Below are 13421 nucleotides of genomic sequence, written 5' to 3' on the forward strand. Positions count from 1 at the left end.
CGTGTCGCGGCGCGCTGCCTTGGTGGTGCGAGCGCGACCTGTCAGCGACGCCGGCGGGCGTTGAGCCGGGCGGCCTGGCGCGTCAGGTGGTCGCGCTCGGCGAGGTTGGGTGCCTTTCGGGCCGCCTCGGCGTACAGCCGTGCCGCCGTCGCCAGGTCACCGTCGCGCTCGTGGAGGTACGCCGCCACCGCGGCGTAACGGGGCACGGGGTATCCCCTGCTCGGGGAGCTTGGGGAGCTCGGCGAGCTCGGCGAGCTCGGGGAGGAGTCGTCCAGCTCCGCGAGCGCCGCCAGGCCGGCGCGCGGTCCGTCGGCCTCGCCGACGGCCACCGCCCGGTTGAGCCGGACGACCGGGCTGTCGGTCAGGCGCGCGAGCTCGTCGTACCACTCGACGATCTGCACCCAGTCGGTCTCCTCGACGGTGGGTGCGTCGGCGTGGAGGGCCGCGATGGCGGCCTGGGCCTGGTACTCGCCCAGCCGGTCGCGGGCGAGGGCCGCCTGCAGGATCTCGACCCCCTCGGCGATCAAACCGGTGTCCCACCGGCCGCGGTCCTGCTCGGCGAGCGGCACCAGGCTGCCGTCCGGCGCGGTCCGGGCGGCGCGCCGGGAGTGGTGGAGCAGCATGAGAGCGAGCAGCCCCGCCACCTCGGGGTGGTCGACCTGGGCCACGAGCTGCCGGGTGAGCCGGATCGCCTCGGCGGCGAGGTCGATGTCGCCGGAGTAGCCCTCGTTGAAGACCAGGTAGAGGACGCGCAGCACGGTGGCGACGTCGCCGGGCCGGTCGAACCTTCCCCGGGCTCCCGGCTCCTCCCCCGGCCTTCGGCCGGGAGGTGCCCCCAGAGCAGGGGATACCCCATCGCCGGAGACCGTGCGCTTGGCCCGGCTGATGCGCTGCGCCATGGTCGCCTCGGGCACCAGGTAGGCCTGGGCGATCTGACGGGTGGTCAGTCCGCCCACGGCGCGCAGCGTGAGCGCGACGGCGGACGACGGCGTCAGCGACGGGTGGGCGCACAGGAAGTAGAGCTGGAGCGTGTCGTCCACCGCGGGCGTGGGCCCGGGGGCCGGCTCCTCGTCGACGAGGTCCTCCCGCCGGCGGCGGGCGGCGTCCGCGCGGGTCGCGTCGAGGAACCGGCGCCAGGCCACGGTGATCAGCCAGCCCTTCGGGTCCCGCGGAGGGTCGGCCGGCCAGACGCGGACCGCCTCGACCAGCGCGTCCTGCACGGCGTCCTCGGCCGCCGCGAAGTCGGCTCCGCGGCGGACGAGGATCCCGAGCACGCTCGGTGTGAGGCTCCGGAGCAGGACCTCGTTCACCTCGGGGGTCACTCCGTGATCGTGGGCGGCTCGGTCAGGAACGGGCGCAGTTCGAGCCACTCGTGGATCGGCTTGCCGCCCGCCCCGGGGGCGGCCGACAGCTCCCCGGCCAGCTCGACGGCGCGCTCGTAGCGGTCGACGTCGATCACCATCCAGCCGGCGATGAGGTCCTTGGTCTCGGCGAACGGGCCGTCGGTGACCGGCGGGCGGCCTTCGCCGTCGTACCGGACGAACGTCCCCTCGGGGGCGAGCGCCTGGCCGTCGACGAACTCGCCGGTCCCCTCCAGCCGGGCCGCGAAGTCGTTCATGTACTGCACATGAGCCGAGATCTCCTCCGGCGTCCACTGTTCCATGGGCACGTCGTTGACCGCAGACGGGGCGCCGCGGTAGTGCTTGAGCAACAGGTACTTGGCCATCGTGGTTCTCCTCGGTGCCGGTGCGACCCATTGTGGCCGCGTTCACTGCAGGGACGGAGCCGGTCACGGGTTCTCGACATCGCCGTCCACATTTTTTCGCTCTCGTAGAGGAGCCGGGGTGAGCCGTCCAGCGGTGTCCCGGGGCACGGCGTGGCACGAGGGCTGCCGTGCGGACGTGCGGATAGGGCGCCGGGCCGGGCACGCCCGGCGCCGAGGAGGCGGCCCGCACCCGCCCGTGCGCAGGTACGGTCCCGGGCCGCGCCGGCCCGGAGCACACTCGCCGCGACGGCACACAGGCACAGCGCCGGCACCCCGAAGGCTAGCCGGCTGACGACCGTCCGCACGGCCCCGGCCCTGGCTCCGGCCCCGAAGAAACGCCGCCTGGCCGCCCGCCATGACGTGTGGCGCGCCCTCGTCGCTGGTCAGTGGCTCTGCCGACCGCCCCACTCCTCGAACACACAGTTACGATGACCTTCGCTCCGGCAGCATGTCAGGGGCATGCGGCCCCTTCGGCGTACCACGTCAAGGCGGGCAGCACGGAACGAACACACGGGGGATCGATGGCCGGCCATTCCGGATACCACGTCCAACAGGGGGGCATGGACGCCGAGGCGAACAAGCTCGACTCGGCGGGAGACGATACGGGCGACATCAAGTCCGCCATAGCCGACGCGGTCCGCTTCGACGACGACATGCTCGGCGGCTCCGATTCCGGCCCCGCCTACCGGTCGTTCTCCACCGCCTGGCAGCGCGAAGCGCAGACCCTCGAAAGCGCGCTCCACGAACTCGCCGGCAAAGTCCGTGCCTCCCAGGGCAATTACGACCGGGCCGACCACGACGTGCTCGCCCAGGTCAACTCGGCGGCACACGCCGGAGATCCGCAGGTGTCGACGAGGCCCGCCGCCGTGGCCGGCCCGTCCCCCTTCGGCTGAGGCCGACCCGCGCCTTCCGCCCGACGACCACATCGCACACAAAGGTCTGCCCACACTCGATGGCTGAGCAGGGATCCACCACAGAGCGCCGCGCCAAGCTGGAGGAGTGCTACAAGCGACTCCTCGACTGCGACGACAAGAACGACATGATCGCCGAGATCAACACCGCCCTCGCCGTCCCGGCCCCGGTGGGCTCCCCCGGCACGCTCGAACTGCTGGGCAAGCGCTATCGCACCCAGTCGAGGTCCGCCGAAGAGGTGACCCACAAGGTCGACCAGGTGGCCACGGCGGGTCTGCCGGAGGTCTGGATGGGGAAGGCCGGTGTGGCGGCTTCCGAGGTCGTCCAGGCCGCCGCCCGTGCGGCCCGGCAAATGGCCGAAGCCCTGCAGAAGGGGGGCAGCGCGCTGCTGTCCCTGAGCGACGCGGTCGGCGACGCCCAGAAGCTGGACGAGACCGGCCGGGGCCAATTGCGCGAGGCGTTGTCCATTCTCGGTTCCGAGGACGGATTCTTCGACAACATGGTGGACACCGACGAGGAAGAGGACGCGATCTGGCGGGCCGGCACGGTGGCCACCGCCGGTGTCGAGAAGATGCGCTCCGCGGCCCGGTCCGCCGACGACGCGGCCCGCGCGGCCGCCCGTGACCTCAACAAGTTCGCCTCCGAGGCGCGGGCCGGCAAGATGCAGACGACCGGTCTCTCCGCGGCCGACAAACTCGCCCTCGCCGACACCGCGGGGCCCTACGGCCCGGCGGAGATGAACGAGCTGCTCAGCGCGAACGACCTGGAACGCTCCGGCCGGTACATGGAGAAGATGAACGCCCACGACCGCGCCGCGTTCGACAAGATGCTCGCCGACTCCAAGTCGCCGCAGGAACGCGCCTACCTGGTCAAGGCGTTGGCGGCAGGCTATGACCTGAACGCCGTGTCGGATTTCCAGGGAAAGATCCACGGCAAGGACCCGGCCTGGCTCCAGCGCCACCTCACCCCGGTGACCACCGCCGCGGACAGTATGGACAACGAGGGCCGCGCCAAGGACGGCAGGAACAACAACACCGACGACCAGGCCTTCAACGGCGAACGGTGGTCGCAGGACGGAAACACCTGCGTTCCGTCCTCCACGGTGAGCGCACGGGCCATGGTCGACCCGGTCTACGCCCTCGGACTGACCGGCGGTCCGTCCGGCCAGGAGGACGATCCCGGGGCCTTCCGCGACCGGTTGGGCGCCGAACAGCAGCGGGTGCACGACGAGGGCGACGGGAACTACGACTACGACTTCCCGTTCTCCCGGCACCCCGACGGCATGGACAACGACGGCAAGACCACCGTGGTCGACAAGGAGATCAGCCCGCACACGGGTGCGTCGTATGACTTCCAGGAGACCAAGAGCGCCGACGCCCGGCGCGATGTGCTGCCGGACATCGAGAAGTCCGTGGCCGAAGGCAAGCCCGTGCCGATCGGTGTCGAGGGATACGACAAGAATGACGAGCGCAGCGGGCACGCGATGATGATCATCGGACAGGAGGGCAACATGCTCCAGGTCTACAACCCGTGGGGCACCACCACCTGGGTCAGTGAGGACGACTTCGTCAACGGCCACATGGACAAGGCCTCCGACAACCGCATGCCCGACGCCTACGCCGTCCACCTGCCCGCCGACTGAAGTGACCCATGATGCGCCCTCACCTCCCGAACGCCGCCCTTCGCCGGGTACTCGCACCGGCACTCACCGCGCTCACCGCCTTCACCGCCTTCACCGCCCTCACCGTGCTCACCGGATGCGGCCTCCTCGGTCCCGCCACCTATGACCCGGACGAGACCGCCATCGAGGCCGACGCCGGCGAGGAGTTCACGCTGTCCGTGCCCTCCCACGCCTCCCTCGGCGAACGCTGGTACGTAGCCGAGCCGAAGCCCGCCTCCGGTGTGCTGCGCGCGACCGGAGAGGAGCAGGAGAACTCGGGGAGCGACGCGGACGGGGCGGACGGCGGCAGCCAGCTCTTCCGTTTCAAGGCCGTCGCGCGGGGAAGCACCAGGATCCGGCTGATCCACTGCCCCGTGCACGCCTGCGTCGACAAGGGCGACGACTCCGCCACGGCTTCCCCGCCCCCGCCCACCGGCTCCACGGCCGCACCGGCATCGAGCCGTCCGACCTACCACACCTACACCGTCACCGTGAAGTGACCGACTCCGAGACAGGTATGCATCCCACCCCTCCCCCAGGCAAGACCGACGACGAACTCGCCAACCTCGATGTCACGGCGCTGCTGCGCTACGGCATCGGATTCGGCGGCTCGCACCGCACCACGCTCTTCGGGGACGGGGCGGTGGGCGCCGCCGTCGCACTCGACCGGCAGGGTGTCCTTCCGCGCGCGGTCGCCTTCCTCGCCGAAGTCGTCCGCAGCGGCGGGACGACCTACGCCGCGGCACTCCCCGAGCCGGTACCGGGCGAAGCAGCGGCACAACTGGTGCGTGGCTGGCTGCAGTCGGCCGCGTCTGTGGTGCGTACCGTGGAGGGCGACCAGGATGTCGCCCGGTGGCTGGAGTCCGTCGCCGCCCTCATGGCGCTCCGGCTCACCTACCGGGCCCGGACCGCGGGACCCGGCATCGGTTGAGCCGGTGACGGCCGCCTACCGTTCGGACTCCGCCAGGACGTCGGGCTGCGCCACCGCTCGGCTCCCTGGCACGACCTCCGGGGCGGGGGCCTGTGCCTTCCCCCGCATCCGCGACACCGCGACGCCGGACAGGCAGAGGAGGCCGCCGAGGAGCGTCAGCCGGCCGGGGACCTCGCCGAGGAACAGCCACGACATGAAGACGACGAGCACGGGTACCGCGTAGGTCGTGGTGCCCATCTTCCCGAGGGTCGTACGCGACACCGCGTAGGCCCACGTGGTGAACGCAAGGGCCGTCGGAAAGACGCCCAGGTACACCACCTGCATCGTCGCCGCCACCGGAGCCCGGCTCACCTGCGACACCAACTGCCCGGCGAACGGCAGGCAGGCCACCGCTCCGGCGAGCGCACCGAACGTCGTCACCTGCATCGGTGTGGCGTGCTTCAGCGTCGGCTTCTGCAGCACCACACCCACCGCGTTCGCCAGCGCCGCGAACAAGCACAGCAGTACGCCGATGAGAGACGACTCTCCCCCGCCGGACATGGACAGTCCGACCACCACGGCCCCGGCGAACGACACCGCCATGCCCGCCACCAGCTTGCGCGGGAAACCCTCCTTGAGCAGCCACCCGCCCAGCAGCGCCATCAGAATCGGCCCGATATTGATGACCAAGGCAGCCGTTCCGGCATCCACGCGCTGCTCACCCCGGTTCAACGCCACCATGTACGCGCCGAACCACAGGACTCCCGAGGCGATGATGCCGGGCCAGGCCCTGCGCGGCGGCAATCCACCACCCCGAGCCAGCAGGAGGACGCTCAGCACGACAGACGCCACCAGCAGCCTGCCCAGGGCAAGCGCGCCCGGCCCGAAGTGCGCAGCGGAGCTGCGGATCACGATGAACGCCGATGCCCACAGCAGCACGGTGACGCAGGCCGCGGCGACCGCGCGGCCGTCCAGCCGCCCGCTCGCGGAGCCCAACTCGCCCTCCACTGTCGTTGTTTCCGTCTGTCGGCTCACGATGATGCCCCCTGAGTAGCTATGTGCGCCCTACCCACGCACCTGACCTGCACGTTTGCAAGAACTGACGGCCTTGATGACATACGAGGTGAACCCTCCCCGGGTTCGGTGGACCCTGGTGGAGCGTGTGCCGGCATTCGCCGCATCAACGCCTGAGGAACCGGCAGATGACAGCCGGCCTCAGTGGGACGGTCCGCCCGGCGCTTTGCCGCTTCGTCGGTTTCACGGGCCTCGGGGAGGCGCGGCGACAGCGGCCGTTCGCTCGTTTGCGGGTGGCATCGGCTTCCTCTTACGACCCAGCATTCCGACGGCGATACCGACGACGACAAGAGCTGCGGCGCAGAATGTCACCGTGGTCATGTGCTCGCCTTGGAATATCCAGGCGGATGCCAAGCCGAATACCGGGACGAGCAACGAGAACGGGGCAACGGTCGGCGCGTCGTAAATCCGCAGAAGATATCCCCATGTGGCGAATCCGAACAGCGTTGCCCCCCACGCCACATAGAGTGCGGCGCCCAGCCCGTCCAGGTTCACCTGCTGCAGCGCCCGCAGGTCCGCGTCCCCACCCTCGAAGAGCACGGAGAGGAGCGCGAGCGGGACAGGTGGCACGACACTCACCCAGACCATGAACCGGAAAGCATCCGGCGAGCCCGCCTTCCGCATCGCGATGTTCGACAGTCCCCAGCACGCCGCCGCGCCCACGACCAGCAGGAATCCGGTAAACGTGCCGGCCGTCGAGTCCAGCCCGGCCAGCACGATGCCCACCGAGGCAATGGCCATGCCGGCGATCTGCACCCGCCGGGCGCGCTCCTTCAGCAGCACCGCGGCGAACAGCACGGTGAACACCGCCTGGCCCTGGAGGACCAGGGAGGCCAGTCCCGGGGGCAGCCCCGCCTGCATACCGAGGAACAACATGCCGAATTTCATGATGCCGAGCGTGACACCGACCGCAATCACCCAGCGCCAGGCGACCTGGGGCCGCCCGACGAAGAAAACCGCGGGGAGCGCGGCCAGGAGAAATCGCACGGCGGAGAAGAGAAGCGGTGGAAAGTCGCGCAGCCCCACGTCGATCACCACGAAGTTCGCACCCCATACGGCGGCAACTGCCACCGCTAACGCAACGTGTACGGGCTTCATGTCAATTACTCCTGGGAAGCGCTTCTTCGGGATGTCCCATCACAACAGCCGCCGTCCGAAAGGGCCAGCGAAGGTTTCTGAAGGTGGGGTATTAGCATCGCTTCATGTTCGACCTCAATCGCCTGCGTGCGCTGCGTGCCGTGGCCACTCACGGCTCGGTGACGGGTGCAGCCGCCGCTCTGGGCTACACGCCGTCCGCCGTCTCCCAGCAGATCGCCAAGCTGGAGCGCGAGACCGGCTCCCCGCTGCTCGACCGGCACGGCGGCAAGGTGGAACTCACCTCCGCGGCCTGGCTGCTCGCGGAGGCGACGGACGAGGTCATGACGGTGCTGGAGCGGACCCGTTCGCGGCTGGAGGAACAGCGTGACCAGCCCACGGGTCGGCTGGTGCTCGCGACGTTCCCCACCGCCTGCCGGGGCTTCGCCGCCGCCTCGCTCGCCGATCTCGCCGGGCGCCACCGCGCCCTGGACTGCCGGCTGGTGGAGTGTGACCCCAACGTCGCCATCAGCCTTGTCGTACGGGGTGAGGCGGATCTCGCGGTCGTGCACGACTGGCACAACACCCCGCTGACACTTCCCGCCTCGCTGTCCGTCGCCGAGCTGGGTGAGGACATCGCCGACGTGGTCCTGCCCGAAGGGCACCCGCTCGCCGACCGGGACGTGGTGACCCCGTACGACCTACGGCTGGAACGCTGGATCGGGCATGGCCCGGGGGCCATGTGCCATGAGTGGCTGGTGCGTTCCTTCTCCGATCTCGGCATCGAACCGAACCTTGCCTACAAGGTCGGGGAGCTCGAATCCCACATATCGTTGCTGGCGGCGGGTTTGGGCGTGGCCATGCTGCCCCGGCTCGGCCGCGGTGCCCTGCCGCCCACAGTCCGTGTCGTCCCGATGCAGCCCGCGCCCTCCCGCCGGCTGTCGGCCGTCTGGCGCTCCCAGGCCGACCGCAGGCCTGCTGTTCACGCCACCTTGGCGGCGCTGCGCGGGCGTTGGTCGGGCACGGACTCCCACCGACCGGACGCGGACTCCCACCGACCGGACGCGGACTCCCACCGACCGGGCGCGGATTCCCACCGGCCGGACCGATAAGCCGACCGATTCTCCGGTGTGCCCGTCAGGTGAAGTAGTCGGCCAGGCCGCGCAGGCCAGGGGCGAACACGCCGCCCTTGAATGCTCCGGTCAGTTCTTCGGCGACGGCAGGGGCGCAGTCGAAGGTCAGGGTCCATTCGACGACGGATTCGCCGGTGCTGGTCAGCGGGATGACGCGCAGGGTGGAGCGGTAGCTCTGCACGGGGTACGGGGATTCGACGATGTCATAGGTCAGCGACCGTGTGTGGTCATCGAGCGCGACAAGGCTCTCCGAGACCTTCTCTCCGCTGAGGAGCGTGAGGGTGCGGACGCTGCCGACGCGGTCGGGGGCATCCCCGTCCCGCAGTGCGCTGCGCGTGACGCCGGGTTGCCAGGCGGGCAGACCGTTGAAGTCCCGGATGAGGCGCCACACGGCGGTGGCGTCGGCCGGTATCACAGCGCTGGCACGTGTTTCGGGCATGGGGAGTCCTTGGAGGTCGGGCTTTCGGTGCGAGAGGGCCAGGTGGTGTGGACCATCCGGCCGGTGCGGTGGTGTGCGGTGACCGGGCACGTTCGGCGGGGTTACGAGGTCGGTCCGGTTCGTGTCCGGGGGCCGGTGGTGTTTTCGTCCAGCCACCGGAGGACCGGCTGCAGGGCTTGGTCGGAATTGGACTCGTAGATCAGGCCGTGGCCGTTGCCGTGGATGCCGTGGTCGGGCAGGTGGAGGTGTTCCGCGGCTGCGCCGGCCGTGGTGAGGAAGTCGACGATTGCCGGTGCATAGGTGGCGAAGACTGCGGTCTCCCCGGTGACCACCGCCACCGGGACGCCGGCCAGGGCGGGTATACGGAGCGTCGCGGGGTCGGCGGCGGCGACCTCGTCGGCAGTGGTGCGCGGCGGGTCGTAGGTGAGCGGGGCTGCCGTCAAGCCCCAATGGAGCGTGCCGATGCCGTGGGTCTCGGCGAAGGGTGGCCCCATGGGTTCGACGCTGACGATGGCGGCGATGTGGCCGGGGCGCCGGTCGGCCAGCAGCCAGCCGTCGGGGCCGGAGGCGGAGTGGGTCATCACGATGGCGGGGCCGATCCGGTCCAGCAGGCGGGCGAGCCGGTCGGCATCCATCTCCTGAGAAGCGGCAAGGTCGGCAGGCAGCGGCCCGAACGGGGCGATGAAGGCATCCCAGGCATCGTCGTCGGCCGGGTCGAAAGGCCACTGGGTCTGCGCTTCGGCGGTCTCGGACGGGAAGAAGACACGCCGGCCCTCCTCGTAGGAGAACGGCTGTCCCATGGGGCCGATGATGTCGCCGTGGTAGGGCGAACGGCCGTGTCCGGGACGGTCGACGACGAGGACCGCGTACCCGGCCTCGACCAGGCGCTGGGCCCAGCCAGGCCGTCCGTCGGGGGTGTCGAGCCACTCGGTGCCTTGAAGGGTTCCGCCGTGCACGAGGATGACGGGGTAGGGCTGAGTCACCTTCTCAGGGGCCTCCCAAGCGACGAACATCGGCCCGCGCTGGTAGCTGCCGTGGTCACCGGTGACACGTTCACCCGGGATCCAGAAGTGCCCGCGGCGTGAGGTCCTGACGGGGGTGCCGGCCCAGAAGAGCTGGGGGGCAGTGTGAGGAGACATGAGACCTTCTCGTTCGTGGGTCATTGTGTGCAGAGGGGAGGTGTGAGCCATCGGTGTGGGGCCTGCACGGGCTGCGCCTGTGCGGGTGGGTGCCGAGGCTTCGGGCTGCTCCGACCGGCTCGGAACGGGTGCTCGGAACGCTGCTCAGGGCGCTGTTCGGCGGCTCTGGGGCAGGCTGTGCAGCAGGGCTGTGGCCTGGTCGCAGGACACGCCCGCGGGCACGGTCGAGCGACCGTTCACGCCGTCTCCTGCCCGGCATTCGTCAGCATGATGATCTCGTCCGGGCCGAGCGTGAGATGTGCGGCGGCGAGGTTCTGCTCAAGATGGGTGACGCGGGAAGTGCCCGGAATGGGCAGCATGTTGTCGCTACGGGCCAGCAGCCAGGCCAGTGCCACCTGTGCCGGTGTGGCGTCGTGGCGGCGGGCCAGGTGGTCCACCGGCCCGCCCGGCCGGGCGAGTTCCCCGGCGGAGACGGGTGCCCACGGCATGAAGCCGATGCCTTCTCGGGCGCAGTACTCCAGGACGTCCTCGCTGGAGCGGTCGGTGAGGTTGTAGCGGTTCTGGACGGTGGCGATCGGGGCGATGCGCCGTGCCTGCTCGATCTGGTCAACGGTCACCTGGGACAGGCCGATCGCGACGATTTTGCCCTCGTCCTGGAGGTTCTTCAGCTCGCCGACCTGTTCCTCCAGCGGAACCCCGGGGTCGACGCGGTGCAACTGGAACAGGTCGATGTGGTCCAGGCCGAGCCGCCGCAGGCTCATCTCGGCTTGCTGCCGCAGGTATGCAGGACGTCCCACGGGCGGCCACGCTCGGGGGCCGAGGCGTACCGGGCCCTGTGCCGTCTCGATGACATCGGGGCCGTTGCGGGTCAGGCCGGCCTTGGTGGCGATCAGGACGTCATCGGGGTAGGGGTGGACGGCCTCCCGGATGATCTCCTCGCTGATGTAGGGGCCATAGGAGTCGGCGGTGTCGATCAGTTGGACGCCCAGTTCCAGAGCGCGGCGCACCACCCGGATGCACTCGGCGCGGTCGTCCGGCTCGCCCCAGATGCCGCGTCCGGTCAGCCGCATCGCGCCGAAGCCGAGCCTGACCACCTTCTTCCCGGCGATGTCGAAGGTGCCGGAGTCAGGTGCGATCGGGGTGCTGGTCGTCATGGGTGTATGCCTCATGGGTGTATCCCTCATGGCCGTATCCCTCATGGGTGTATGCCTCGTTTTCTTCGGTGGGTGCCGGGCTCGTCCGGCTCGTCCGGGGCGTGCCGTCCTGGGCCGGCCGGTGCGGTGTGCCACCGGCCGTCTCGTCCGCGGCGAGCGATCGCAGCAGGCGCAGCGAGTCGGCGCTTGCGCTGCCGGGCCGGGCGGAGTAGACGAACAGCTGCTGGCCGGGAGCGCCGGTGACGGTGAAGGCTTGGTAATGCAGGCGCAGTTCGCCGACCTGCGGGTGCCACAGGCGCTTGTCCTCGCTGGTGCGGGGCCGCACTTCGTAGCGGGCCCAGAGGGTGGCGAACGCCGGACTGTGCCGCGACAGCTGCCCGATGACCTCGGTCACGCGCGGATCGTCGGGAAACGGGGATGACAGTGCCCGCAGGTTTCCGACGGCCCCTTGCGCAGCGTGGTCCCAGTCCAGGTAGAACTCCCGGGCGGCCGGATCCAGGAAGATCATTCGCTGAAGATTGTCGATGGCTGCGAAGCTGCAGTACAGCTGGCGGGCCACCGGATTGACGGCCAGGAAGTCCAGGGCCGGGCTCACCACACATGCCGGAACCTCCACGAAGTGGTCCATCAGCTCCGCGAGCTGCGGGCTCACCTCCGCTGCAGGGGCCGACGGAGCGGTCTGCGGTGCCGGCAGAGCAAGCCGGAACAGATGCGCTGCCGCGGCCTCGTCCAGGCGCAGGGCACGGGCGAGTGCGTCCAGCACCTGATCCGAAGGATGCCGTTCGCGGCCCTGCTCCAGCCGCATGTAGTAGTCGGTGCTCACGCCGGCCAGAAGCGCGACTTCCTCGCGCCGCAGCCCCTTGACCCGGCGCACGGTGTGGGACACGAGTCCCACCTCACCCGGGGAGATGAGATCGCGGCGGGCACGCAGGAAGTCACCCAGGTCTTTGCTGCTCATGTGCTGCACGCTAACTGCGCGCACCACGAGGAACGTGGGTGGCGTGCACCCACCCTGGTGCCCATCTGCATGGCCACGCCTGCGTGTTCACCGGAGCGTCGACTCGATCGGCCCGCGCACACACCACACCGAGGAGTTCCCTTGACCCCACGGGTTCCGGTCCTGATCTGCGGCGGAGGGATCGCGGGGGCTGACCGCCGCACTGGTGCTGCAACACGAGGGACTGATCCCGGTGTTGGTGGAGAAGCACGCCGGACGTCGCCGATTGACTTCGCCGGCCTCGGTCTGGTCCTGCTCGCCGGCCCGGACGCTGGACCGCCGAGGCCGGCCGGCTCGGGCTGGACCATGTCCGGGTGACGGATCCGGCCAGGCTCGCCGAGGTGGAACTGCCCGCCGACGGCGCCCTGCTGCTGCGGCTCGACGCCGTGGTCGCGCGGGCACGGTGTTCCACCGCTTCGGCAACCGCGCGGGCCTGGTGCGGGAGCTCATGCTGGAACGTGCCCTCTCCCTGCGTGAATCGGTCACGCTCGGCCCCCCCCGCCGCTGGGCCCGGGCGCCCCTCCCAGGGAGCGGCTGCTGGCCTTCCTCGACGCGGTCGTGGACGTGGTCGGCCGCAACAAGGGCCTGCTGGCCGCTCTCGGCCAGGCGGCGACAGCCTCCCGCGACACCCAGGAGGACTCGCGCGAACAGCACTCGGTCTACGGGTTCTGGCACGGCCACATCAGTGGGCTGCTCGCCGAAGCACGTCCCGGCCTGGACGCCGAGTTGCTGGCCCATGTCCTGCTTGGCGCACTGCAGCACGGGCCGATCGTGCACCTGCTGGGGCACGGAGAGGCCCGACGGCTTGCCAGGTCGCTGCGGCTGCTGGTCACCGGCGTGCTGGAGGAATGACGGTCCGGGCCGGGCCCATCACCCACATCTCTTGACGGCTCCGGTCCCACCGGAGGAGAGCCCGCTTGCTCCTTGCCCCTGCGTCGGGGTTCGACCATCGGCTCATGAGCACCGCAACACACCAGAGGTGTCAGGACCGCTGGGGCACTCCTACGACATCGAGGGACGGAGCCTGTGCGCGTTCGAGCAGTGGCGCCCACGTGCAAACAGTGGCGCGCGCCCACCCCAGCGGTTCACCGGTCGCCGCGAGACCCACGCTCAGACCCGCCTCGCGATCGCCAACCTGTCCTCCGACCGGTCCGCTCGGCGAGC

Annotated in this window: 14 protein-coding genes; 6 read left to right on the plus strand and 8 right to left on the minus strand. The window is 70.3% G+C overall.

The features are described 5' to 3' along the window. Window positions 1-41: 41 nt before the first annotated feature. Window positions 42-1310 (minus strand): RNA polymerase sigma factor, encoded by a 1269-nt coding sequence (locus tag ACF088_RS24535; RefSeq protein WP_392377974.1) that lies wholly within the window; start codon window positions 1308-1310, stop codon window positions 42-44. Between the two features lie 8 nt (window positions 1311-1318). After that, window positions 1319-1726 carry a YciI family protein gene (locus tag ACF088_RS24540; RefSeq protein WP_392377919.1) on the minus strand — a complete coding sequence of 136 codons (408 nt, stop codon included), beginning with the start codon at window positions 1724-1726 and terminating at the stop codon, window positions 1319-1321. A gap of 560 nt (window positions 1727-2286) precedes the next feature. Here ACF088_RS24540 and ACF088_RS24545 point away from each other — a divergent pair. Genes ACF088_RS24545 through ACF088_RS24560 form a run of 4 tightly spaced genes read left to right on the plus strand, consistent with a single transcriptional unit; the run spans window position 2287 to window position 5268 of the window. Then, complete coding sequence (locus ACF088_RS24545) at window positions 2287-2658, plus strand: hypothetical protein (RefSeq protein ID WP_392377920.1); 372 nt, start codon at window positions 2287-2289, stop codon at window positions 2656-2658. 59 nt (window positions 2659-2717) lie between these two features. Beyond that, on the plus strand, window positions 2718-4319 hold the full coding sequence (locus ACF088_RS24550; RefSeq protein ID WP_392377921.1) for a peptidoglycan-binding protein: 1602 nt from the start codon (window positions 2718-2720) through the stop codon (window positions 4317-4319). An 8-nt stretch (window positions 4320-4327) separates the two neighbouring features. Next, window positions 4328-4837, plus strand: a complete 510-nt coding sequence (locus tag ACF088_RS24555; RefSeq protein ID WP_392377922.1) for a protease inhibitor I42 family protein — start codon at window positions 4328-4330, stop codon at window positions 4835-4837. Continuing rightward, window positions 4834-5268, plus strand: a complete 435-nt coding sequence (locus ACF088_RS24560; RefSeq protein WP_392377923.1) for a hypothetical protein — start codon at window positions 4834-4836, stop codon at window positions 5266-5268. The genes ACF088_RS24555 and ACF088_RS24560 overlap by 4 nt, the downstream gene beginning before the upstream one ends. Before the next feature lie 15 nt (window positions 5269-5283). On the opposite strand, the gene ACF088_RS24565 is transcribed toward ACF088_RS24560, so the two are convergent. Both ACF088_RS24565 and ACF088_RS24570 read right to left on the minus strand, forming a co-directional pair. Next, on the minus strand, window positions 5284-6243 hold the full coding sequence (locus ACF088_RS24565) for a DMT family transporter (protein ID WP_392377975.1): 960 nt from the start codon (window positions 6241-6243) through the stop codon (window positions 5284-5286). Window positions 6244-6504: 261 nt separating this feature from the next. Beyond that, entirely contained in the window at window positions 6505-7419 is a 915-nt protein-coding gene (locus ACF088_RS24570) for an EamA family transporter (RefSeq protein ID WP_392377924.1), read from the minus strand. A 104-nt stretch (window positions 7420-7523) separates the two neighbouring features. Here ACF088_RS24570 and ACF088_RS24575 point away from each other — a divergent pair, with 104 nt between their 5' ends. Then, window positions 7524-8507 carry a LysR family transcriptional regulator gene (locus tag ACF088_RS24575; RefSeq protein ID WP_392377925.1) on the plus strand — a complete coding sequence of 328 codons (984 nt, stop codon included), beginning with the start codon at window positions 7524-7526 and terminating at the stop codon, window positions 8505-8507. 25 nt (window positions 8508-8532) lie between these two features. On the opposite strand, the gene ACF088_RS24580 is transcribed toward ACF088_RS24575, so the two are convergent. The 4 genes from ACF088_RS24580 to ACF088_RS24595 all read right to left on the minus strand — a co-directional run bounded on the left by ACF088_RS24580 (window position 8533) and on the right by ACF088_RS24595 (window position 12218). Then, complete coding sequence (locus ACF088_RS24580) at window positions 8533-8967, minus strand: SRPBCC family protein (protein WP_392377926.1); 435 nt, start codon at window positions 8965-8967, stop codon at window positions 8533-8535. A gap of 101 nt (window positions 8968-9068) precedes the next feature. Continuing rightward, window positions 9069-10106 carry an alpha/beta hydrolase gene (locus ACF088_RS24585; protein WP_392377927.1) on the minus strand — a complete coding sequence of 346 codons (1038 nt, stop codon included), beginning with the start codon at window positions 10104-10106 and terminating at the stop codon, window positions 9069-9071. A gap of 236 nt (window positions 10107-10342) precedes the next feature. Beyond that, window positions 10343-11260, minus strand: coding sequence for an aldo/keto reductase (locus ACF088_RS24590; protein ID WP_392377928.1), 918 nt, complete (start codon window positions 11258-11260; stop codon window positions 10343-10345). Continuing rightward, entirely contained in the window at window positions 11232-12218 is a 987-nt protein-coding gene (locus tag ACF088_RS24595) for a helix-turn-helix domain-containing protein (protein ID WP_392377929.1), read from the minus strand. The genes ACF088_RS24590 and ACF088_RS24595 overlap by 29 nt, the downstream gene beginning before the upstream one ends. A gap of 597 nt (window positions 12219-12815) precedes the next feature. On the opposite strand from ACF088_RS24595, the gene ACF088_RS24600 reads away from it, so the two are divergent. Then, entirely contained in the window at window positions 12816-13109 is a 294-nt protein-coding gene (locus tag ACF088_RS24600) for a hypothetical protein (RefSeq protein WP_392377930.1), read from the plus strand. Window positions 13110-13421: the final 312 nt, after the last annotated feature.

The sequence above is a fragment of the Streptomyces sp. NPDC015125 genome, assembly GCF_043080045.1.
GTDB lineage: Bacteria > Actinomycetota > Actinomycetes > Streptomycetales > Streptomycetaceae > Streptomyces.

Coding starts and splice junctions, on each gene's coding strand:
- ACF088_RS24570 (WP_392377924.1), bottom strand. CDS start 7,419: ATGAAGCCCGTACACGTTGCGTTAGCGGTGGCAGTTGCCGCCGTATGG.
- ACF088_RS24595 (WP_392377929.1), bottom strand. CDS start 12,218: ATGAGCAGCAAAGACCTGGGTGACTTCCTGCGTGCCCGCCGCGATCTC.
- ACF088_RS24545 (WP_392377920.1), top strand. CDS start 2,287: ATGGCCGGCCATTCCGGATACCACGTCCAACAGGGGGGCATGGACGCC.
- ACF088_RS24540 (WP_392377919.1), bottom strand. CDS start 1,726: ATGGCCAAGTACCTGTTGCTCAAGCACTACCGCGGCGCCCCGTCTGCG.
- ACF088_RS24580 (WP_392377926.1), bottom strand. CDS start 8,967: ATGCCCGAAACACGTGCCAGCGCTGTGATACCGGCCGACGCCACCGCC.
- ACF088_RS24550 (WP_392377921.1), top strand. CDS start 2,718: ATGGCTGAGCAGGGATCCACCACAGAGCGCCGCGCCAAGCTGGAGGAG.
- ACF088_RS24575 (WP_392377925.1), top strand. CDS start 7,524: ATGTTCGACCTCAATCGCCTGCGTGCGCTGCGTGCCGTGGCCACTCAC.
- ACF088_RS24590 (WP_392377928.1), bottom strand. CDS start 11,260: ATGACGACCAGCACCCCGATCGCACCTGACTCCGGCACCTTCGACATC.
- ACF088_RS24555 (WP_392377922.1), top strand. CDS start 4,328: ATGATGCGCCCTCACCTCCCGAACGCCGCCCTTCGCCGGGTACTCGCA.
- ACF088_RS24585 (WP_392377927.1), bottom strand. CDS start 10,106: ATGTCTCCTCACACTGCCCCCCAGCTCTTCTGGGCCGGCACCCCCGTC.